The following is a 19,504-nucleotide window of genomic DNA, read 5'->3' on the forward strand; positions in this document are numbered from 1 at the left end:
TTAACTGTAAAGGTTTATTGCTAACAGTTTTAGCCCAACAAGCGCCAATTTTTCAAGACTTCCATAACATAAGTTAACATTGATCGGGAAAACTGTATTTCTAAATCATCAGTTTTTCTGAATATTGTCTCTCAATTCCCCCCTCACAACTTAATCTAATTCATTTGCAGTTTGCAAAACCTCCTCATAAAGTTGATGACTGATGCGAAAATTTGCTTGGCTAATTAGAGACTCCATTATCGGTTTAACCTTAGAAACTAATCCTCTATTTTTAGCAATTAAAAGAACTCCTAGAATACCCGTAATTGACAGCCCCAAACGCACAGCCTCCCTCCGTCCAAGACGTTCATAAATTAACAATTCATCCGCCTTTAATTCCCAAGCAAGAGCGATTGCTTCTGCTTCGCCAAGATCTAAATTATATTCATTCCTCAAACAAGCCACAAGTTCTAAATTAGTGGCTTGTTGAACCTGTATCCATTCCAGAGAAAGCGTCGCTTTAATGCGGATATCTTCCTCAGTTAAATTGGCCAATTCATTGGCAACTGCTTGGGGAATAATAACATTAGTATAAATATCTTTTAAGATTGACAGATAACCAACAAGAGCAAGACTGCTGAGAGGAGAAGTATCGCTAATAATGATCATAGCCAACCTTTGTTTTTTAAATGCTTAATATCTTCCTGAAACTCAGCAACATCATAATGAATACAAATTCCTCTTTCAGAAAGCAGCCGTTGAAACTTGATTTGATTAATACCTAATAACTCACTTGCTTTTCCCAAGCTAATCTTATCTTGTTGAAATAACATAATAACAATCTCTTTTAACAGTTCATCCTCTGATAAACCACTTGCTTTAATCACTTCTTGGGAAATAACTAGACTCATATTTTCTTCGTATTTTGACAAGAATTATACAAATGTTATCCTATTTTTCGCCGCCTGTCAAGGTGAATTGGTGAGTAATTCCCACCCTACGGTAAAAAGCATTGTCTTTGACCTCACTTCAATCAACAAGCTATAATGACAATTTTAGCGGGTCATTGTCAGGGGGATACTTCCCGCGTTAACTTTTCTCTTTCAGCCAAAACCACCCGAAGTAATCTCACCGCTTGTGATGGCGAAGATGCGATCGCTAACGTCAAAACTAGGCAGTTAAAGTATTTAACCAATTGATTAAATCTTCAACCGTAGAGAAATCGAATAAAGCTTCTCCTAATACTTCGACATCATCAATACTTAACTGCATAATTTTAGTTTCTAATGAAGGATTAATCTCCCCTAACTTGCGTTTAAGTTGACGAAGAATCAATGTCTTTTCGCGTTCAATACCTTGTTCGATACCTTGACGCATCCAACTGGTGGTAATTTGCATAACTCCCTCCTGTACGGGTTGACTAAATGTGCTAATCTCTTGTTGAAATTGTATCTCTTCGACCGGATTTAGATTGAGATAAGTATCAATAAATCCAGAAATTAATTGCATTCTCGCCGCATCTAACCTTAAAGTAATTAACAAGCGCAGACATTCGGCCTTAACTTTTGCTCGCTCTTTCTCGGCAATGTTCATCTTCGCCATCAAAGCTGAAGCAACCGGATTCGGCTGATTGAGAAAATCTCGCCAATTTAATCGATTTAACTGCACTACTTGATAGTTAAATTCTAAGACCTTAAAATCGGGAAAATCGACCACATATTGACTAATCGCTGCTCTTTTTGGCCTTGAATAAGAAAAAATTACAATCGGATAAATCGGTAAGACAAATTTCTCATGAAAGCGAGCAAAATAAGTAAACATTCGCCGGTTAAACCACTTTCGGGAACTTTCCTGCGCCTCTACATGAATCAGAAAGAAAGATTCTTTTCCTCGAAACTTAACCTGTGCGACTAAATCACTTTCATACCTTTCTCCTTCCGTGACATCTGTAAATACTTCTTTGTCTAAAAAAGTAATCGAGTCCCTATCTAAATAATTGATCAATTGAGGGAAAAACAACTCGATAAATTCGACAAAAAAGATGGAGATTAACTCCTTAAATAAGCGATCATGGTCAATATTATTAGTCATGTAATATCATCTTAACTAATCTGAGTGATGAATGACTACTCTTCTCTATTATATTCTGAAAAGTCTGTTTTGGCAGCAGATTGTTATAACCTTACCCCTTTAACCTAAGTAGGTAGGCGTTAAAAATTATCAGACACCCCCGTTATCAAGGGTAGGGTTGATTCATGAATCAACCCTAGGGGCAGGGGGGATCGAACCTAAAATCCATTTTTAATTTAATTATAACCAGCTACTTACGAAAAGAGGGGGATGCTTTCAGAAAACGGGTTTCTTAAAGAAACCCGTTTTCTGTGGGGTTCAATCTTATCGAGTGCGATTGCCTTTCTTATCGTTGGTATTAACGCAGTGTAATGCAGCATTGCCTTATATCTCAGTCCAGATTCTTGAAAAATGGCTTAAATTCATCTTCCACAGCTTAGGGAAACTGATTACTGGTCACTGATAACTGAATATCCCCCAATAACTAAAGGAAAGATAAAGTTATCGATCGCCCTCCGGAGCCAGTGTCAGAATAAAAGCAGGGAGATGACCAAGGAAAACCGACAACTCTCCATCTTTTTCCCGTCATCGCCCCTAAAATTTATTTGGTTCAGATTTATGCAAACTGCCAATCCTCGTCAAACGGAGAAAAAAGAGCATCCCAGTGGCGATAAACGCTTCAAAGTCCTCGACATCACCATGAAGCGGGCAGGATATAATCAATCAGCCCTGATTGAAGTCCTGCACAAAGCTCAAGAAGCCTTTGGATTCCTAGAAGAAGATGTTCTCCTCTACGTTGCCCGGGCGCTAAAACTGCCCCTCAGTCGCGTCTATGGGGTAGCAACCTTCTACCATCTCTTTTCCCTGAAACCGGCGGGAAAACACACCTGTATCATCTGTATGGGGACTGCTTGTTATGTCAAAGGCAGCGGCAAAATCCTCGAAGACATCGAAAACGCCTTTGATGTCAAAGTGGGAGAAACCACCGCCGATGGAGAAATTTCCCTAGTGTCGGCCCGTTGTATCGGGGCCTGTGGGATTGCGCCGGCCGTGGTCTTCGATGGAGTCGTGGCCCCTAAACAAGATTCGGAAACTGTCTTAGCGAAACTACAGAGTTTCTCCCAGTAATTTTTCACTCTAGTGGATTGAGAAGAATATGGACTTACAAGAATTATTGGCAGTGGCCGAGAAAGAAAAAACTAGACAAAAAAGCATCCGGGTGCATTGTTGCACTTCCACCGGTTGCCAAGCTGCTAACTCCCTCCAAATCAAAAAAAACCTCGCCACTGCCGTCCAAGAGGCAGACCTAGAGGATACAGTCGAAGTGGTCGGGGTCGGTTGTATGGGTTTTTGTGGTCGCGGTCCGTTGGTGGAAGTGGATCCCCAGGATCTCTTATACGAAGAAGTCACCCCGGAAAGTGCGGCCAGCATTATTGCAGCCTTAAACGGCGGCAAAACCGAGGTGCAATTAGGGGACTCAAAACATCCCTTTTTCTCCCATCAAGTCAAAATTGTCCGGGAAAATAGCGGTAAAATCGATCCCGATCGCATTGAGGAATATATCGCCGTCGGGGGTTATCAATCTCTCTACAAGGCCCTCTACGAGATGACTCCGGCCCAGGTGGTGGAGGAAATCACCCAAAGCGGTTTGCGCGGCCGGGGCGGTGCGGGTTATCCCACCGGTTTAAAATGGGCGACGGTGGCTAAACAACCGGGTAAACAAAAATACGTTATCTGTAATGCCGATGAAGGGGATCCCGGGGCGTTTATGGACCGTAGTGTTTTGGAAAGTGACCCCCATTTAGTCCTGGAAGGAATGGCGATCGCTGCCTATGCTGTGGGGGCCGATCATGGTTATATCTATGTTAGAGCCGAATATCCTCTGGCGATTGATCGTCTGCAAAAAGCGATTAATCAGGCCAAAAAATTCGGTTTAATGGGTTCCCAAGTATTCGAGTCCACTTTCGATTTTAAGGTGGATATCCGCATCGGGGCGGGAGCTTTTGTCTGTGGAGAGGAAACCGCTCTCATCCATTCCATCGAAGGCGGCCGCGGCACTCCCCGCACCCGTCCCCCCTATCCGGCCCAATCGGGCCTCGATGGTTGTCCCACCCTGATTAATAACGTCGAGTCCTACGCTAATATCGCCGCTATTATCCGCGAGGGAGCCGCTTGGTACGCCAATATCGGTACTGCCAGCAGTAAAGGCACAAAAATCTTCGCTTTAACGGGAAAAATCCGCAATAATGGGCTGATTGAAGTGCCGATGGGTATTACTCTCCGGGAAATTGTCGAGGAGATGGGGGGTGGTGTTCCCGATGGTCAAGTAAAAGCGGTACAAACCGGCGGCCCCTCTGGGGGTTGTATTCCCGCTAATTTACTCGATACTCCCGTGGATTACGAATCCTTAGCCAAACTCGGTTCGATGATGGGATCCGGGGGGATGGTGGTTATGGATGATACCACCAGCATGGTGGAAGTGGCGAAATTCTATATGGAATTCTGTCGCGAGGAGTCCTGTGGTAAATGTATCCCCTGTCGCACGGGAACAGTACAAATGTTTGAATTATTGGCCAAAATTATCGCTCGAAAGGCCGATATTCACGACCTCGAAAACCTAGAACATCTCTGTCAAATGGTCAAGGAAACCAGTCTTTGTGGTCTTGGTCAAAGCGCTCCCAATCCGATTTTAAGTACCCTAAAGTATTTTAAGGAGGAATATCTGGCTCTGTTACAGGAAATCAAGCACCCCGTCTCTGTTTGAGATTGACATCCTCACCGCCGGGGCCGGACGGTGATGACCGGCAGATCAAACAAACTTAATTGAACGATCTTCGGTTGGGTTGACGCTTCACGGGATGCTGCTTCTTTAACAGAAGTCTTACACTTTCCTCTGCGTCCGTTTTTTGAGGTCTCCGATTGCCCACCGGCGACCTTGATATTAATTGCGGCGTTCACGTCTCGATCATGGAAAGTCCCACAGAAAAGACATTCCCACTCACGGATATTTAACGCTTTCTTCCCGCCGATATTCCCACAACAGGAACACCTCTGAGACGTTGGCTCCCATCGGGAAATTATCCGAAAATCACGCCCATATTTGTCAGATTTTGCCGATAGCATATCTCGAAAAGAACGCCATCCTAAATCTGATATAGCACGGGACAACTTGCGATTTTTAACCATTCCCGATGTGTTTAAATCCTCTAAAATTATCGTTTGATTTTCACGAACAACTCTAGTGGATATTTTATGCAAGAAATCAGTGCGAGTGTCTTTAATCTTTGCGTGGATTCTAGCTACTCGTTTCCTAGCTTTTTCCCGTCGTTTACTTCCCTTCTGTTTTCTAGAAAGGTTTTTCCGATGCTCTTCTTAGTCGTTTTAATCGTTTCTTTAACGGTTTCGGTGCGTCTATCTTTTCTCCTGTTGAGAGGGTAGCAAAGGTAGCAATCCCTAGATCAATTCCCACTGACTCCCCATTATTGGGAAGTATTTCGGACTGAATCTCGACGACAAAACTAAGAAAGTATCGATCTGATGCGTCTTTGATCACGGTGACGCTAGAAGGTTTAGAAGGTAATGGGCGACTCCAAACTATTCTTAAATCACCGATTTTCGCTAAAGTAACGCAGTGTTGGTTAACGGTAAAACCATTATCGGTAAATCTTGCTAATTGTTTAGATTTACGCTTCTTAAATTTAGGAGGTTTGACTTTCTTTCCTTTTCTTTCTCCCTTGCAAGATGCAAAAAAGTTAGAATAGGCTGTCTCTAAGTCTCTCAAAGACTGCTGTAAAGGGATAGAAGAAACCTCGGTTAACCACTGTTTTTCTTCTGTTTTCTTGACTTGAGTTAGTCTTTTAGATAACTCAGTATATTTTGGCTTTTTCTCCCCTTGTCGATAGAGTTCTTGACAGTAAGCTAAGGTATCGTTCCAGACAACGCGCACACACCCGAACAACTGAGACAAAAGCCTCTTTTGTTGGTCTGTTGGGTAAATACGGTATTGATACCTTGCTTTCATTGGGTTAAGATATGTGTGTCTGTATTTATTTTAACTAGGTCTGTTAATAATGTCAAGTCGGTTGCGAAAAGAAAGAAACTCTGTTTCCGATTTAAAGATACACTTGGTCTGTGTGACAAAATACAGAAGAAAGGTTTTTACTGGTAAAAGTCTGACTTTGGTTGAAAAGTCTTTTAAAAGTCTGACTTTGGTTGAAAAATCTTTTAGAGAAGTTGCGGAAAAGATGAATTTTCAGATATTGGAATTTAATGGGGAGTCTGATCATGTACACGCATTGATTGAATACCCACCGAAACTATCTATTTCCGTGATGGTCAATTCTTTAAAGGGAGTCTCTAGTCGCAGGTATGGACAAGCTGGTTATCCTAAACCGTACGGGAAAGACGCTCTTTGGTCGCCCAGTTATTTTGTATCTTCTGTAGGAGGTGCGCCACTGGAAGTTCTTAAGTGCTACATTAAAAATCAGGAAAAGCCGTCGTAAAACGACGGGGTTTTAACCCAAATTTTCGATAACTCGATCGAGGCCTAACAATCTTCGGCCTCGATCAATTTCTTCAGTTACGCGAAGTCTGGTGGGCTGCCGGGTTATCTTGAAGAGAGTTAGCAGTAGTCTCAGGAGACAATAGATTATGACTTGGCGCGGCTCAACCGATACAAAAGATCGCATTTTTGCAGCTTTAGTATATCTTTTACCCTTATATTCGGCTTTTGCCTTCGGGATCTTTATCTTTCAGCAAATTCCTTTTTTAGGAGCGGCCTTAGCAATAGCCTTATATCCCTTAGCTTTTCTCTATAGTTCTCTGGGAAGCTTTGGCAGTTTAATTATCTTTTTCGTCCTCTTTTTCGCCGTGGTACGCAATCCCCGCATCAGTCATTTTATCCGCTTTAACACCATGCAGGCGATTTTAATCGAGATTTTGGTGTATTTATTGGGATTGGTCTTAGGTTTCGTCGCTAGGGGTTTAGGGGCGAATTTAGTGGTAGAAACTCTTTTTAACGTCGTCTTTTTGGGAGCATTTGCCGCCTGTGTTTACAGCATTATACAGTCGGTTATCGGCAAATACGCCGATATTCCCACAATTTCCGAGGCGGCCTATTCCCAGGTGGGAGGTTAGGTTAACTTGAGTTTGTCCCCTTTTTCGGCTACAGTCTCTCCAGAATCAATGCGTTCGCTGCCAGGCCACATCTATGAGTCCATTTAAACAGACGCTACGGGAACTCAACGCTCAGAAGGGGAAAATAGCCGCTTCTGTGGGCAGAAAAACGCCTAAACGAGTTAATCGTTGGTTTAAATGGCTTTCTCCCGGTCTTTTTGTCAAACGCTGGCTTTTAATCAGTTTAAGCGGCGTTTTTCTCACCTCCTTCGGTTTGGCTATTTGGGTAAAATTAACCCCAGTTAATCGCTTTTTAGAGTTTGTTTCCCAAGCATTAGAAACGATCGCCCGTTTGGTCCCCAATTCTGTTTCCGGGCCGCTGGCGGTTTTGTTGGGTGTCTTTTTGTTATTCTGGGGTCAGAGTCGCACCGTGGAAACGATTACAGAAGCACTACAACCGGACGCATCGGAGGAATTAGTTGATCTCCTACGCACCCATCGTCGTCTCCATCGCGGTCCGAAAATTGTGGCCATCGGTGGAGGTACAGGTTTATCGACGCTTTTACGGGGTTTAAAACAGTATAGTTCCAATATCACCGCTATTGTCACCGTAGCTGATGATGGCGGTTCTTCGGGCCGATTACGTCGGGAAATGGGCATTTTACCCCCGGGGGATATTCGCAATTGTATCGCCGCTTTAGCCGATGAGGAAAAGTTATTAACGGAATTGTTTCAATATCGCTTTCATGCCGGGGATGGTTTATCGGGCCACAGTTTTGGTAATTTATTTATCAGCGCTATGACCGAGATTACTGGGGATCTGGAACAGGCGATCGATGCTAGTGCCAAAGTTTTGGCCATTCGCGGTAAAGTGCTACCTGCTACCCTTACCGATGTTAGTCTCTGGGCTAAGTTAGCCGATGGGCGCATTATTGAGGGAGAATCGAAGATAACCGAAGCTATGGGGCAAATTCGTCAGATTGGCTGTCATCCTGCCGATCCGGTCGCTTTACCGGCTGCTTTAGCGGCAATCAAGGAGGCAGATTATATTATTATCGGGCCGGGTAGTCTTTATACCAGTATTATCCCTAATTTGTTGGTTCCCGCAATTCGTCAGGCCCTAGCACAGGTGACAGTCCCCCGTGTCTATGTTTGTAATATTATGACCCAGCCGGGGGAAACGGATAATTATTCGGTGGCTGATCATATTCGGGCGATCGAAAAAGTCTGCGAGGAACGCGTCTTTGATGCGGTTTTGGCCCAAAGAACTGCACCATCGCCCCAATCTCTGCAATTATACGCCCAAGAGCATAGTCATCCTGTGTTTTTAGACCGCGAGGAGGTGGGAAAAATGGGTTATCGCATTGTTTTAGCGAATGTAATGGCAGAAGATGAAGTTACTGCCAAAGTTAGTCATGATCCCCAACGTTTAGCGCGAGTTTTATGGCGCTGGTATGCTAAAAAGTGAATAGCGAGTTGACTAAATGTTTTTATCTAGCTTTGTCAAGTTATAAAATCATATTTTTTGCTTTAATTTGCCGACATTAGCCAAATTTGCTGATTAAAGCCCTAGGAAAAAATTAGCCTAAAAACCATTTCGCCTTATTCTGTGTTATACTCAGATTTTGAAGAGAGATGATCATGCACTACTCTACTAAATCTAATCAAGAGACAGGTGCGACAGTCTATTCCCCAAGCGATGGAAGTGAATTAATTCCTGCTGAGGTTAAACTAGATATAAACGGGCAAAACTATCAATCACTTAATATACCTCTCCCAGAGGGCTATACAGTAGATGATGAAGGAATCATCAATAACTATGGTAGCGAACCCAAGATTTATCTATCAAAATCCCCATCTTTAGAACAGCAAAAATGGTATATTTTGCAAGGAGTAGGGGCGGTTTTGTTGGTTGCTTTGGTGTTATTAATCACCTTTTCCGTTAGCTAGATAAAAACCGTAGGATTGACATTTAAGTTGAGCGAGACAGGAAAACTTTAATTTACACCATAGAGTCTGCATCCCAAGTATCGGGAGCATATCTTGGAACCGACTCTATCTATCTGTCCAAATAGTAAATCTGACAGCTGAACTTTTTTACTTTGCTAAACTTGACAATTTTTTTCAGTTTTTTGTGGGTTGCTTCGTGATCAACAATAGAACAACCAATAGAGATAACTTCTCAAAGGAAATTCAACAGGTATGAAATTTAATCCTTCTCTTAGTCAAGAACCTCGCTATCAGGCAATTCCTGTTATGCAGATAACTTCCAAAGAAACCCTTCTCCATTGGTTAGAACGGACAGGAAGATTAAAATTACGTCAATCTGATGCTCATCCCGATTTGCAAATTTTAGAAGAATTAGACGATATTATCGATCCAGATAATTATGCTATAGAAGAAGAAGAAGAATAAATAGTCTTAAGTAGGTGGGTGGAATTAAATATAAGATGAACGTAGTTGGGTTGAAGCATGAAACCCAACGCCCGCTCATGTTACGCTACTGCTAACCCATCCTACAAATAATTGTGCCTCCCTACTTACTGGGAGTTAGGAGTGAAATTTCAATTATCTAATATTCAGGAGATTAAGAAAGTGGTATCAACGAAAAAAACGGCTTTAATTTACTGTGAAAATCAGTTTGGACGTGTGGACGGAAAAACGGCAGCTGGCTTGATCAGACAATCAGAAATATATACAATTGTTGGAGTGCTGGATAGTTCCTTAGCGGGAAAAGATGCGGGAGAAGCATTAGGAGACAAAAAAAATCATATTCCCATTTTTGCCAATTTACAAACAGCCTTAGAAAAACTTAGAGATGTTCCCAATTGTTATATCTACGGCAAAGCACCCTTAGAAGCGTTTATTCCCCCCCTAGAAAGACTGCTAATTTTAGAAGCAATGGCACAAGGAATGGAGATTATTAATGGTTTGCATCAATTCTTCTCCGAGGATTTAGAATTTAGGGAGCAAGCTAGTCAGTATGGTGTGCAAATTACAGACATTCGTAAACCACCACAATTAGCTGATCTTCATGTATTTACTGGGCAAATTTCCCAAGTAAATATACCCGTTATTGCCTTTTTAGGAACCGATTGTGCTTGCGGAAAAATGACCACTGCGGTGGCAGTTAATCAAACTCTCCAAGGCTTGGGTATTAAGTCTGTCTTAGTCGCTACTGGACAAACTAGCTTGATGCAGGGAGCAAGATATGGGGTTTCGATCGATGCTTTGGTTTCTCAATTTGTCATCGGTGAAATTGAAAATGCTGTGGTTCAAGCTTTTGAGCAAGAAAAACCCGATATTATTTTAGTGGAAGGACAAAGTTCTCTGAGTCATCCTGCTTTTATGAGTTCCGTGGGAATTTTGAAAGGAAGTAGGCCCGATGGGATTATTTTACAACATCCCCCAGCCCGAAAATTTCGCTGTGATTTTCCTCATTTAGCCATGCCAAAATTACAGGAAGAAATTTCACTAATTGAGGCAATTTCTCCCACTAAAGTTATCGCTATTGCGATTAATCACGAAAATCTCACCGCAGCAGCCACTGAGCGTATTATTGCCAAATATGAGCGAGATTTTCAGTTACCGACTACTGATGTTTTGTTACACGGATGTGAGAAATTAGTCCAAGCTTTATGCGATCGCTTTCCGAAATTAAACCGGAAAATCAAAGGGGAAATTTTAGCTGCAATTCCCGCAATTGGGAGCAAATAGGCTGATGAAAGACCTTTTACCCAGAATCGAGATTTCTCTCCCGAAAATACGCCATAATGCTCGTTTACTCTGCCAATTCTACGGTAGCAAGGGACTTTCTGTGATGGGAGTTTCCAAAGCGATTTTGGGTGATCCCTCGATCGCCTTGGCGATGATTCAAGGTGGAGTCAACTTTATCGCTGACTCTCGAATCGAAAATATTCTCAAAATGAAACAAGCAGGAATAGTGACAACTTTTGTTCTGTTGCGTACTGCCTTGAGTCAAGCAGAATCAGTGGTTAACATTGCAGATATCAGCTTAAATACCGAATTAGCAACAATTCAGGAACTTTCCTATTATGCTCAGGAAAAGCAAAAAATACACCGCATTATTATCATGACGGAGTTAGGGGATTTACGCGAAGGTGTACTGCCGAAAGATCTGGTCAAGTTCATCAAAAAGACCCTCGCTTTTCCCTTTATCAAAATTATTGGACTGGGTTGTAATTTGGCTTGTTATGGAGGTATTAAACCTGATAGCCATAATATGAGCAAATTATCTGTGTTAACAGATACAATTGAGCAGGAATTTTTAATAAAATTACCGATTATTTCAGGAGGCAATTCTGCTAACTATCAATGGTATCAAAAAAGTAGCGAAGTTGGTCGGATTAATAATCTGCGTTTAGGAGAATCAATTTTATTAGGTTGTGAAACAGTTAATCGACAAGTGATACCTGGCTTATATACCGATGCTTTTCGGTTAATTGCTGAAGTAATCGAATCCAAAGATAAACCATCTCTACCCTCTGGAGAAATTGGTCGAGATGCTTTTGGTAATGTTCCCAGCTTTATCGATCAAGGCATTCACCGTCGAGTTATTATTGCATTAGGAAGACAGGATATTCTTATCTCTGGATTACAAACAAGTCAGGAGATAAAAATATTAGGTTCTAGTAGCGATCATCTAGTTCTTGATAGTCATAACAAGAGGTTAAAAGTAGGAAGCGAAGTCAGTTTTAATCTTGATTACGGAGGACTTTTAACAGCCATGACTTCTCCTTTTATTACTAAAAGTTATGCTCTCAATGCAGTAGCACAACTGTCTTGAGCGATGAATAAATAGGGTTTGCGGCAAAAAGTTTTTCGGTGGTGGCAGGGTGTGGGGTGTGGGGTGTGGGGTGTGGGGTTTTACCAGTTTTGAGGTGGCCAATTACCTAATTTTCAGGGAAAAAGTGCCTAAATTTCCCCCCGATCACTCCCAGATCCAGTACTTTTTGATTGACAAAAGGTCTAAAAGTCTTACCCAACAAGGTTTTTAGATTTATTCAGCAGACCCTATTTAGGGGTTGCTGGCTTATCACCTTGACATCAGGGCCGTAGAGATTTGTACTCAATTACTATCCTATCGCTAAATTCTGGGAAGAAATCAAAATCCCCCTCAATCCTTAACAAATTCCTAATCATCTCGTTTGGCATCATGATAAGCCGCCCCGAGGTATAATTCCCCTACTTTCGGGTTATTGAGTAAATCTTGACCCGATCCCTGAAAACGATCTTGACCACTTTCTAAAACATAACCTCGATCGGACATCATTAGGGCTTTTTTGGCATTCTGTTCCACTAAAATAATTGCAGTTCCCGTCTGATTAATCGCTTTTATCTGTTCAAAAACGCTGGTTACTAAGATAGGAGATAAAGCTGCCGAAGGTTCATCGAGAATTAATAAATCTGGTTCCAACATCAGCGCTCGTCCCATGGCTAACATCTGTCTTTCTCCTCCGGATAAAGTGCCAGCTTTCTGACGACGGCGCTCAAGCAAACGGGGAAACATGGCATAAATGCGCTCTTTTAGCGGTTTAATCGCTTTTTTACTGGTAAAAGCCCCCATTTCCAGATTTTCCTCGATGCTCAGGGACGGAAAAACATTAGCAATTTGGGGAACATAACCCATTCCGAGGGGAACGATTTGATTAGATTTCCAACCGGCGATATTTTGTCCCTTAAAAGTGATAGTTCCAGCACTGGGTTTTAATAAACCAAAAATCGTCTTAGCGAGGGTAGATTTTCCCGCACCATTGGGACCGATAACCGTGACTAATTCCCCCGGTGCAATGCGAAAGTTAACCCCTTGCAATATGTATAAATCCTGCACATAACCAGCATAAACTTGTTCAACTTCTAAAAGATAATCCATGGTAAGGTAAAAAGGAGATAGCAGACAGTAATATGAATTATGAATTATGAATTGGGAAGTGGGAAGCATTTTCAGTGAACAGTAATCAGTGAACTGAAAACTCACATCTGATAACTGATAACTGATCACTGATAACTGATAAATGGTTCTTCGTTACTTGGTATGGTTCGATAGGGGGTCATAAATCGACTAAATCCTTATCTGGTAAGAGACTTAATTGATTAGTTCGCTCTAGATCAAAAATAATTGACAAAAATCGCTAAATGCCTTTCTATATAAGGGTTCCATCCCTTATAACCCCCGTCCATTGCATAACAATTACCGAAGAGCCTGATAAATTAGGGAGTTTTTTGTAAATCGGGACGTTCTTGTGGCAGAATTGCACCTTCGACGGGGCATACTTGAAGACAGATACCACAGTCGATACAAGTGGCAAAATCAATCCAATACCAATCGGTTCCCTTAACATTTTTACCCGGTCCGGGATGGATGCAAGCAACAGGACAAGCGGAAACGCAATCGGCAACCCCTTCACAAGTTCCAGTGACGATCGAATGTGGCACAGTGTTTTCTCCTCTAATTCTTAACATTACTTTACCACTTTTAGGCCCTGCCGTGCCAGGATCGGATCATTGTTAGGAAACTTTCTCTTAATTCCCTAAAATATTGGGAGTTTTTTCTTGATCTTAGCAAGAAGTAAAATAGAAGTTTTCGATAGGGTTTTTACTATTCCCTTACGGGAGGACAAATAGTTAATTTCTTCCCGTAATTCCTGATTATTTTTCTGGAGATAGTTATGATTATTATCTAATTCTTTTAGGGATATTCCCATCCCTTGCATAGTATGATAATCTTGCTGTTGTTTCAGATACATTGTCTGTTGTGCTTCCTGTAATTTTCTTAACTCTAACCAGACTTGATGCTGACTTGATTCGTTCCCTTCACTGAGCGCATACCAGAGAAAATTACTGATTTCTTCCGCTATTTTTTGATTAACTTCAAAAAGCTCGATAATATCAATTTTTTCGGGGTTAATTTTCGGGTATGACTTTCTTAAGTCTTGGGCGATATCAGAGGAAAAAGCGATGATTCTAGAAGCGGATAAAATTGCATAGTGTTTTTCTAAATCCACTGTTAAATTGCCGTTTTTTTGTTGTAGTTCAGAAGCAAGTAAAAGTAGAGAAGGAGTGTTTAAGGGACTGGTATAAAAAGTGGAAATAAATAAATTTGCCTGTAGGCGATCGCAAATAGCTTGAATTTTTCTGGCATCCTTTCCCGTGCAATTATAATCGTAGGATTCCGCAGGCCAATATTTAAATTCTTCCCATCTTGGTGCGGTGTTATTTCTATCTAAAATAACAATGTGTTGACTAAATTCTAATTGACTCCAATGCTCTAGAATTGAAGACCAAATTCTGGCTAATTTTCGTTGCTCAAGTTGAAAGATCACGCCATCAATAACAATAATTGGGCATCTTTTCCGGGAGATAGCTTGAATTGTTTGTAATTTTTCTCGCTCATCTTCCTGTAAAATTATGCCTAAATCTTCCATCTTAACTGGATTGGGTTTAATTTCTATATCCTTAATGTCTGGGTGGGGAATTTTATAGATTTTACACACTTGATAATGTTCCTGTAATGCTTGACCATTACTGCCATGTTCTAAGCCTTGGAGATTTAAATAATATAACCCTAAAATCTCAGGAATTAAAGCCATTTTTTCGCCTTGAATGCCGATTCTTAACCAAAATTCGTAATCACCGGCACAGCGAAAATTTTCCTGAAAATAACCATATTTATCGTGCAGCATTTTTCGCCACATTGGTTGAGAACCCACACAACAACCTTGACGCATCTGTTGATAGGAGTAATTTGGCCAATTCCAATGTTTTAAAGCTGGGGTGGTGGCAAAAGTATCATTTTTGAGGGTGGTAATTAATTGATCGGCATAAACTAAACTAATCTCTCTATTGTTATCTAGATAATTAGCCATAATTTCCAGAGCATTAAAACAGCGACGATCATCAGTATTCCCATTGGTGATATAGGAACCCCTAGCTAGTTTAATAGCACGATTCCAAGCGCGGTAGAGGGTTTCTCGTTCTCTAGTTCTCTGGTAAATAATATTAGGATAATTTTCTTGAAACTCTTGAATAATCTCCCCTTCATTCTCCGGAGAAGCACTATCGATAATAATAAGTTCTACTTCTCCCTTTTCATAAAGAGTTTGAGTAACTAAATCCTCTAGACAACCCCAGATAAACTCTGCTGATTTATAGGTAGAAACAATTACAGAAACTTTGATCCTCTGCACTGGTATAGAGTTATTAAAACTAGGATTCATCGGCTTATCTGATCGCAATTCAAGACAGGGAAATTTTTTGATAATTTTGAAAAAGAAGATTTTAAGACTCTATATTTGATCGGGAGAATTGTCAAGATGTTATCGACTCTTATTGAAGATACCAGTTTATTTACCTTTTGCTTGTTACTTGACATAATAAAAAACTATAATGGGAAGGCTGTGGAAAATGAGCAACAATGACCGTATCTTCCTCCCTAGACTGGCTAACCCGTGGCACCAGTGACCTATTCCCCCATCAACCCGACTCCCAAGATCCTAGGGAAAATTTAACCCAACTACTGCAAACTACCGATCGCCCTTTAAGAATTAAACTAGGTATTGACCCCACCGGCAGCGATATTCACCTAGGCCATAGTATCCCTTTTCGGAAACTGCGTGCTTTCCAGGATGCCGGTCATGTAGCAGTGGTGATTATTGGTGATTTTACCGCTAGAATCGGCGATCCGACGGGAAAATCGGAAGTTAGAAAACAATTGACGAGCGAAGAAGTGAGAGCCAATGCCGAGAATTATCTGGCACAATTACGCCCAATTTTAGATTTTAACACGCCTAATCGCCTAGAAATTCGCTATAACTCGGAATGGTTGGGGAAATTAGACCTATCGCAAATTCTCGAACTTCTCTCCACCATGACTGTCGGGCAAATGTTGGCAAAAGAAGGCTTTTCCGAACGCTACGACCAGGAAAAACCGATTTTTCTCCATGAATTTCTTTATCCCTTAATGCAGGGTTATGATTCCGTAGCTGTCGAGGCCGATGTCGAATTGGGAGGAACTGATCAAAAATTTAATATTGTCGTCGGTCGCGATTTACAGAAATATTTCGGCAAAACACCGCAATTCGGGCTACTTTTACCGATTTTAATCGGAACCGATGGCAGTCAAAAAATGTCCAAATCCCTGAATAATTATGTGGGATTGCGGGAATCGGCCCTGTCCATGTACTCGAAACTGGAAAAAACCCCCGACGCTTTGTTAAAAGATTATTACGAACTATTGACAAATTTGCCCTTAGATGCTATGGCGAGCAATCCGCGGGAGGCACAAAAACAACTGGCGATCGAGGTAGTTGCCCAGTTTCACGGGAAAGAGGAGGCATTAAAAGCACAAAAAACGGCGCAGGAGATAGTTCTACAGGGAAATACAGCGGCCGCTGCTTCTGTACCCGAATTTTCCCTCGCGGCGGTCACTTTTCCCCTGAAATTATTCTATCTCCTCTCGGCCACTGGCTTATGTAAAAGTAGCGGCGAAGGGAGAAGACAGATTCAGGGGGGTGCGGTGAGGATCGATAGTGAGAAAATCACCGATGTGGACAAAAGTTTTGAGACAGCCGAAGCTTTAACCGGAAAAGTCCTACAGGTGGGCAAAAATAAATTTATTCGCTTTGTAGCTTAAATAAGCGAAAAAGTCCCTATTCGGCGGCTTTTTCCAGGATTTCTAACTCAAAATCTCGAAAATGGGCTTTAAACTTTTTACTGAACTCGACGAGGACGGGTAGGTTGGCGCTAACCGGCCTACCACGCCATTCGGTGACAATCCCTTTCACCTCTCCCTCTAGTCCTTTCACGTCAAAAGGATCCGATTTGTGTTCAGGATGGTGATAAACTACCACAGACTCAATTACACGAACTCGATCGCCAACTTTCATAAACTCTCTAGCGAAGACAAACGCCTATTGTATCTTTGAAAACAATCTTATCATTCTACGCCGTATCAGGGAACGGGGAACTGAAAACTCTTAAGATTGAAACCTAGAGCCTGAGCTTTTTTCTCCAGATAACGGAGGCAGGGGGCAGGAGGCAGGGGGCTGACGGCTAAAAAACTGATAACTGCTCACTGATTTGATAGCATGGGGGAAAACCTATAGAGGGTTAAGCGGTATGAGTGACTATAAAAATTCTTCTTCCATGCGCTATTTCCTGGCGGGATTAAAACCCTTTGCCCAACCTTTATTTTGGCTACCGTTAGGAATATTTTCCTTGGCTCTAATTGGTTTGTGGGTATATCAACAGAATCCTGAATGGTTGGGTTCGGTATTAGATACCCCAGGAATGTCCTTGGAGGAGCGGGAAATCAGGGCTAACCAGATTACCGATACTCCTCTCCCCACTGCTGTACCATTGCCGGCCATTCCTGCCCATAATAATACCGCTCGCCTGAACAAACCGGCCTCGACGCAGCCTTTTGACCCTTTAAATACTAATCCCGATAACAACCAGAAACCCTCTTTGTTCACCCCGTTAATGCCGCAGCCTAAGCAAAATCAGGCTCCGAAGGCTAGTAAAAGTCTGCAACCGATTCAAGTGCGACCGATTAGTGGCGACACTAGCAATTATCCTTTACAAAGGGAAATCGAAAATCGCTCGCGGACTAATAACTGGAATAATTTTCCTAATCCCAACCCCGGGGGCAGCCCGAATCAAGTCAACCCCCAGGGAAATTATTCCCCTGAGCAACAAAATGTTCAGGCCCTACCCTCCCGGAATAATGCCAACCCTAACCCCGTCCCCGGCTCTAGCAACCAATCCAACTATTATCAACCCCCCGTATATCAGGCCCCCGTCTACGGCAGTCAACCTAACGTCACTGGTTATCCCAATCAGGGAATGCCACCTAACAATAATGGCACCCCCAATCAAGTTCCACCTCAAAGTATTAACCGAGGTTTCTCCATCCAACAACCCATTAATACCAGGTCTTCTGGTTACTAGAGGAACTTAGATAGGGTTTGCTGAATAAATCTAAAAACCTTGTTGGATAATATTTTTAGACTTTTTTGAAATCAAAAAGTACCAGCGATTGGAGTGATTGGGGGGAAAATTCCGGGACTTTTTCCCTGAAAATTAGGTAATTGACCGCCTGAAAATGGGTAAAACCCTACACCCTACCCCCACCAACAAACTTTTTGCCGCAAACCCTAGATAGGAGCTTGTAGGAAGTCTAATAAAATCGGATTAACTATTTCTGGGGCCTCGTCCTGGGGACAGTGGCCTAAACCGGCTAAGGGGATAAACTGTTTTACTGTCGGGAATCGTGCTAATTCTTGGCCCAAGGCCAAGGGCTCCCAGGGATCTTCGCTACCCCAAAGCAGAATCGCCCGACAGGGGAGAATCGGCAGTAGGTCTTCTGGCAGCGGGCCGCCAGAATAAGCGGTAAAAGCGAGGAAAACCTCGATCGCTCCCTGATCTCTGGCGGGTTTTAGGATTATTTCTACTAATTCCTCCGTTACCGCTTCCGAGCGCCGATAAGCTTGCAGGAGAATTTTACGCACTGTCTGGGGTTTAGCGATCTGTTGGAAGAAAAAAGCCCCAATTGCCTTATTTTTTAGAATTATTTGGGCAAAATCTGCGCCTAAACGACGATACCATGGTAATTCCCCCCGTTTTCTTTCGTGCAGTAGTCTGAGGGAACAATTGATCGCCGCTACCCCAAGGACAAAATCGGGATAATCGACGGCAGCCTGCATGATGGCCACACAACCGATGGAATTACCCGCCAAAAAAGCAGGACCCCCCACCACTTCCCGACAAAAATCGGCAATTTGCGCCCCCCAAGTCTCGAAAGTGTAATCGATCTCGTTTTTCGGTTCGGGTTTGTCGGAACCGCCAAAACCAATTAAATCTAGGGCAAAACAGCGACATTTTTCGCCTAAAACGGGGATATTTTTCCGCCAATGTCCCCAAGATGCCCCAAATCCATGCACAAGCACGATCGCAGGTCCCGTCTCCCCCGCACTCTGATAGGTGATTTTGAATCCCCGCCAATGCCAGATTTTTGGTTGTGTCTCTAATCCTAGAATTTGCTGCATATTTTTGTTTATCTGTAAAGTATTTGTTGCTTTTCTTAATATATACTGTCAGGTTAAGTAGGGTCTGCTGAATAAATCTAAAAACCTTGTTGGATAAGACTTTTGGACTTTTTTCCCCTCAAAAAGTGCCAGCCATTGCGGGGATCGGGGGGAAAATTCCTGGACTTTTTCCCTGAAAATTAGGTAGTTGACCACCTGAAAATCGATAAAACCCCACACCCCACACCCCACACCCCACACCCCACACCCTGCCACCACCGAAAAGCTTTTTGCCG

General features: G+C 42.3%; 21 protein-coding genes and 1 pseudogene. 13 read left to right on the forward strand and 9 right to left on the reverse strand.

Annotation, left to right across the window (positions count from 1 at the left end; genetic code table 11):
- Window positions 1-150 precede the first annotated feature (150 nt).
- Both MAE_RS00460 and MAE_RS00465 read right to left on the reverse strand, forming a co-directional pair.
- Window positions 151-648 carry a DUF3368 domain-containing protein gene (locus tag MAE_RS00460; RefSeq protein WP_012263852.1) on the reverse strand — a complete coding sequence of 166 codons (498 nt, stop codon included), beginning with the start codon at window positions 646-648 and terminating at the stop codon, window positions 151-153.
- Window positions 645-890, reverse strand: a complete 246-nt coding sequence (locus MAE_RS00465; protein ID WP_002797501.1) for a UPF0175 family protein — start codon at window positions 888-890, stop codon at window positions 645-647. The genes MAE_RS00460 and MAE_RS00465 overlap by 4 nt, the downstream gene beginning before the upstream one ends.
- A 135-nt stretch (window positions 891-1,025) precedes the next feature.
- Here MAE_RS00465 and MAE_RS33060 point away from each other — a divergent pair, with 135 nt between their 5' ends.
- Entirely contained in the window at window positions 1,026-1,178 is a 153-nt protein-coding gene (locus MAE_RS33060; protein WP_155120265.1) for a hypothetical protein, read from the forward strand.
- On the opposite strand, the gene MAE_RS00470 is transcribed toward MAE_RS33060, so the two are convergent.
- Window positions 1,150-2,070, reverse strand: coding sequence for a DUF4351 domain-containing protein (locus MAE_RS00470; RefSeq protein ID WP_012263854.1), 921 nt, complete (start codon window positions 2,068-2,070; stop codon window positions 1,150-1,152). The two genes, MAE_RS33060 and MAE_RS00470, sit on opposite strands and share 29 nt — an antisense overlap.
- 597 nt (window positions 2,071-2,667) lie before the next feature.
- Here MAE_RS00470 and hoxE point away from each other — a divergent pair.
- Window positions 2,668-3,177, forward strand: coding sequence for a bidirectional hydrogenase complex protein HoxE (gene hoxE / locus MAE_RS00475; RefSeq protein ID WP_002762924.1), 510 nt, complete (start codon window positions 2,668-2,670; stop codon window positions 3,175-3,177).
- Between the two features lie 28 nt (window positions 3,178-3,205).
- Window positions 3,206-4,813: an NADH-quinone oxidoreductase subunit NuoF gene (gene nuoF / locus MAE_RS00480; RefSeq protein ID WP_002797504.1), complete on the forward strand. Its 1,608-nt coding sequence runs from the start codon at window positions 3,206-3,208 to the stop codon at window positions 4,811-4,813.
- A gap of 11 nt (window positions 4,814-4,824) precedes the next feature.
- Here nuoF and MAE_RS00485 read toward each other — a convergent pair.
- Window positions 4,825-6,070 (reverse strand): annotated as a pseudogene (locus MAE_RS00485) (RNA-guided endonuclease InsQ/TnpB family protein).
- A 49-nt stretch (window positions 6,071-6,119) separates the two neighbouring features.
- Here MAE_RS00485 and tnpA point away from each other — a divergent pair.
- The 8 genes from tnpA to MAE_RS33065 all read left to right on the forward strand — a co-directional run bounded on the left by tnpA (window position 6,120) and on the right by MAE_RS33065 (window position 12,182).
- Window positions 6,120-6,551 carry an IS200/IS605 family transposase gene (tnpA, locus tag MAE_RS00490; RefSeq protein WP_012263857.1) on the forward strand — a complete coding sequence of 144 codons (432 nt, stop codon included), beginning with the start codon at window positions 6,120-6,122 and terminating at the stop codon, window positions 6,549-6,551.
- Between the two features lie 148 nt (window positions 6,552-6,699).
- Window positions 6,700-7,185, forward strand: coding sequence for a Tic20 family protein (locus tag MAE_RS00495; protein ID WP_002762922.1), 486 nt, complete (start codon window positions 6,700-6,702; stop codon window positions 7,183-7,185).
- A 73-nt stretch (window positions 7,186-7,258) separates the two neighbouring features.
- Entirely contained in the window at window positions 7,259-8,632 is a 1,374-nt protein-coding gene (locus MAE_RS00500; protein WP_012263858.1) for a gluconeogenesis factor YvcK family protein, read from the forward strand.
- 173 nt (window positions 8,633-8,805) lie between these two features.
- A complete protein-coding gene (gene psb34 / locus MAE_RS00505) occupies window positions 8,806-9,114 on the forward strand; it encodes a photosystem II assembly protein Psb34 (protein WP_002734380.1) in 309 nt (102 codons plus the stop codon).
- Between the two features lie 252 nt (window positions 9,115-9,366).
- Entirely contained in the window at window positions 9,367-9,579 is a 213-nt protein-coding gene (locus MAE_RS00510; RefSeq protein ID WP_002762915.1) for a DUF3134 family protein, read from the forward strand.
- A gap of 141 nt (window positions 9,580-9,720) precedes the next feature.
- The gene (locus MAE_RS00515) at window positions 9,721-10,881 is read left to right on the forward strand and encodes a DUF1611 domain-containing protein (protein ID WP_012263859.1); all 1,161 of its coding nucleotides are present in this window, start codon (window positions 9,721-9,723) and stop codon (window positions 10,879-10,881) included.
- Between the two features lie 4 nt (window positions 10,882-10,885).
- Window positions 10,886-11,971 (forward strand): alanine/ornithine racemase family PLP-dependent enzyme, encoded by a 1,086-nt coding sequence (locus MAE_RS00520; RefSeq protein ID WP_002762913.1) that lies wholly within the window; start codon window positions 10,886-10,888, stop codon window positions 11,969-11,971.
- A gap of 49 nt (window positions 11,972-12,020) precedes the next feature.
- Window positions 12,021-12,182, forward strand: coding sequence for a hypothetical protein (locus MAE_RS33065; RefSeq protein WP_012263860.1), 162 nt, complete (start codon window positions 12,021-12,023; stop codon window positions 12,180-12,182).
- Between the two features lie 137 nt (window positions 12,183-12,319).
- Here MAE_RS33065 and MAE_RS00525 read toward each other — a convergent pair whose 3' ends face one another.
- From MAE_RS00525 to MAE_RS00535, 3 genes are all read right to left on the reverse strand, one after another.
- Window positions 12,320-13,057: an ABC transporter ATP-binding protein gene (locus MAE_RS00525; protein WP_012263861.1), complete on the reverse strand. Its 738-nt coding sequence runs from the start codon at window positions 13,055-13,057 to the stop codon at window positions 12,320-12,322.
- A 338-nt stretch (window positions 13,058-13,395) separates the two neighbouring features.
- Window positions 13,396-13,620: an indolepyruvate ferredoxin oxidoreductase subunit alpha gene (locus MAE_RS00530; RefSeq protein WP_041804484.1), complete on the reverse strand. Its 225-nt coding sequence runs from the start codon at window positions 13,618-13,620 to the stop codon at window positions 13,396-13,398.
- 95 nt (window positions 13,621-13,715) lie between these two features.
- Window positions 13,716-15,401 (reverse strand): glycosyltransferase, encoded by a 1,686-nt coding sequence (locus MAE_RS00535; RefSeq protein WP_002797515.1) that lies wholly within the window; start codon window positions 15,399-15,401, stop codon window positions 13,716-13,718.
- A 197-nt stretch (window positions 15,402-15,598) separates the two neighbouring features.
- Here MAE_RS00535 and tyrS point away from each other — a divergent pair, with 197 nt between their 5' ends.
- Entirely contained in the window at window positions 15,599-16,816 is a 1,218-nt protein-coding gene (tyrS, locus tag MAE_RS00540) for a tyrosine--tRNA ligase (protein ID WP_002797516.1), read from the forward strand.
- 16 nt (window positions 16,817-16,832) lie between these two features.
- Here tyrS and MAE_RS00545 read toward each other — a convergent pair whose 3' ends face one another.
- A complete protein-coding gene (locus tag MAE_RS00545; protein WP_002797517.1) occupies window positions 16,833-17,069 on the reverse strand; it encodes a ferredoxin-thioredoxin reductase variable chain in 237 nt (78 codons plus the stop codon).
- A gap of 232 nt (window positions 17,070-17,301) precedes the next feature.
- Here MAE_RS00545 and MAE_RS00550 point away from each other — a divergent pair, with 232 nt between their 5' ends.
- Window positions 17,302-18,132, forward strand: coding sequence for a hypothetical protein (locus tag MAE_RS00550; RefSeq protein WP_002797518.1), 831 nt, complete (start codon window positions 17,302-17,304; stop codon window positions 18,130-18,132).
- Between the two features lie 206 nt (window positions 18,133-18,338).
- Here the strand turns inward: MAE_RS00550 and MAE_RS00555 are convergent, their stop codons facing one another.
- Window positions 18,339-19,229, reverse strand: a complete 891-nt coding sequence (locus tag MAE_RS00555; protein WP_002797519.1) for an alpha/beta fold hydrolase — start codon at window positions 19,227-19,229, stop codon at window positions 18,339-18,341.
- Between the last annotated feature and the right edge of the window lie 275 nt (window positions 19,230-19,504).

It is taken from the genome of Microcystis aeruginosa NIES-843 (genome assembly GCF_000010625.1).
GTDB classification, from domain to species: Bacteria; Cyanobacteriota; Cyanobacteriia; order Cyanobacteriales; family Microcystaceae; genus Microcystis; species Microcystis aeruginosa.

Bases quoted from the DNA above. Each gene is read 5' to 3' on its own strand.
- MAE_RS00525 (WP_012263861.1), bottom strand. From the start codon at position 13,057: ATGGATTATCTTTTAGAAGTTGAACAAGTTTATGCTGGTTATGTGCAG.
- MAE_RS00470 (WP_012263854.1), bottom strand. From the start codon at position 2,070: ATGACTAATAATATTGACCATGATCGCTTATTTAAGGAGTTAATCTCC.
- tnpA (WP_012263857.1), top strand. From the start codon at position 6,120: ATGTCAAGTCGGTTGCGAAAAGAAAGAAACTCTGTTTCCGATTTAAAG.
- MAE_RS00535 (WP_002797515.1), bottom strand. From the start codon at position 15,401: ATGAATCCTAGTTTTAATAACTCTATACCAGTGCAGAGGATCAAAGTT.
- MAE_RS00510 (WP_002762915.1), top strand. From the start codon at position 9,367: ATGAAATTTAATCCTTCTCTTAGTCAAGAACCTCGCTATCAGGCAATT.
- MAE_RS00545 (WP_002797517.1), bottom strand. From the start codon at position 17,069: ATGAAAGTTGGCGATCGAGTTCGTGTAATTGAGTCTGTGGTAGTTTAT.
- MAE_RS00460 (WP_012263852.1), bottom strand. From the start codon at position 648: ATGATCATTATTAGCGATACTTCTCCTCTCAGCAGTCTTGCTCTTGTT.
- MAE_RS00465 (WP_002797501.1), bottom strand. From the start codon at position 890: ATGAGTCTAGTTATTTCCCAAGAAGTGATTAAAGCAAGTGGTTTATCA.
- hoxE (WP_002762924.1), top strand. From the start codon at position 2,668: ATGCAAACTGCCAATCCTCGTCAAACGGAGAAAAAAGAGCATCCCAGT.
- MAE_RS00495 (WP_002762922.1), top strand. From the start codon at position 6,700: ATGACTTGGCGCGGCTCAACCGATACAAAAGATCGCATTTTTGCAGCT.
- MAE_RS00520 (WP_002762913.1), top strand. From the start codon at position 10,886: ATGAAAGACCTTTTACCCAGAATCGAGATTTCTCTCCCGAAAATACGC.
- MAE_RS00500 (WP_012263858.1), top strand. From the start codon at position 7,259: ATGAGTCCATTTAAACAGACGCTACGGGAACTCAACGCTCAGAAGGGG.
- MAE_RS00550 (WP_002797518.1), top strand. From the start codon at position 17,302: ATGAGTGACTATAAAAATTCTTCTTCCATGCGCTATTTCCTGGCGGGA.
- MAE_RS33060 (WP_155120265.1), top strand. From the start codon at position 1,026: ATGACAATTTTAGCGGGTCATTGTCAGGGGGATACTTCCCGCGTTAAC.
- psb34 (WP_002734380.1), top strand. From the start codon at position 8,806: ATGCACTACTCTACTAAATCTAATCAAGAGACAGGTGCGACAGTCTAT.
- nuoF (WP_002797504.1), top strand. From the start codon at position 3,206: ATGGACTTACAAGAATTATTGGCAGTGGCCGAGAAAGAAAAAACTAGA.
- MAE_RS00555 (WP_002797519.1), bottom strand. From the start codon at position 19,229: ATGCAGCAAATTCTAGGATTAGAGACACAACCAAAAATCTGGCATTGG.
- tyrS (WP_002797516.1), top strand. From the start codon at position 15,599: ATGACCGTATCTTCCTCCCTAGACTGGCTAACCCGTGGCACCAGTGAC.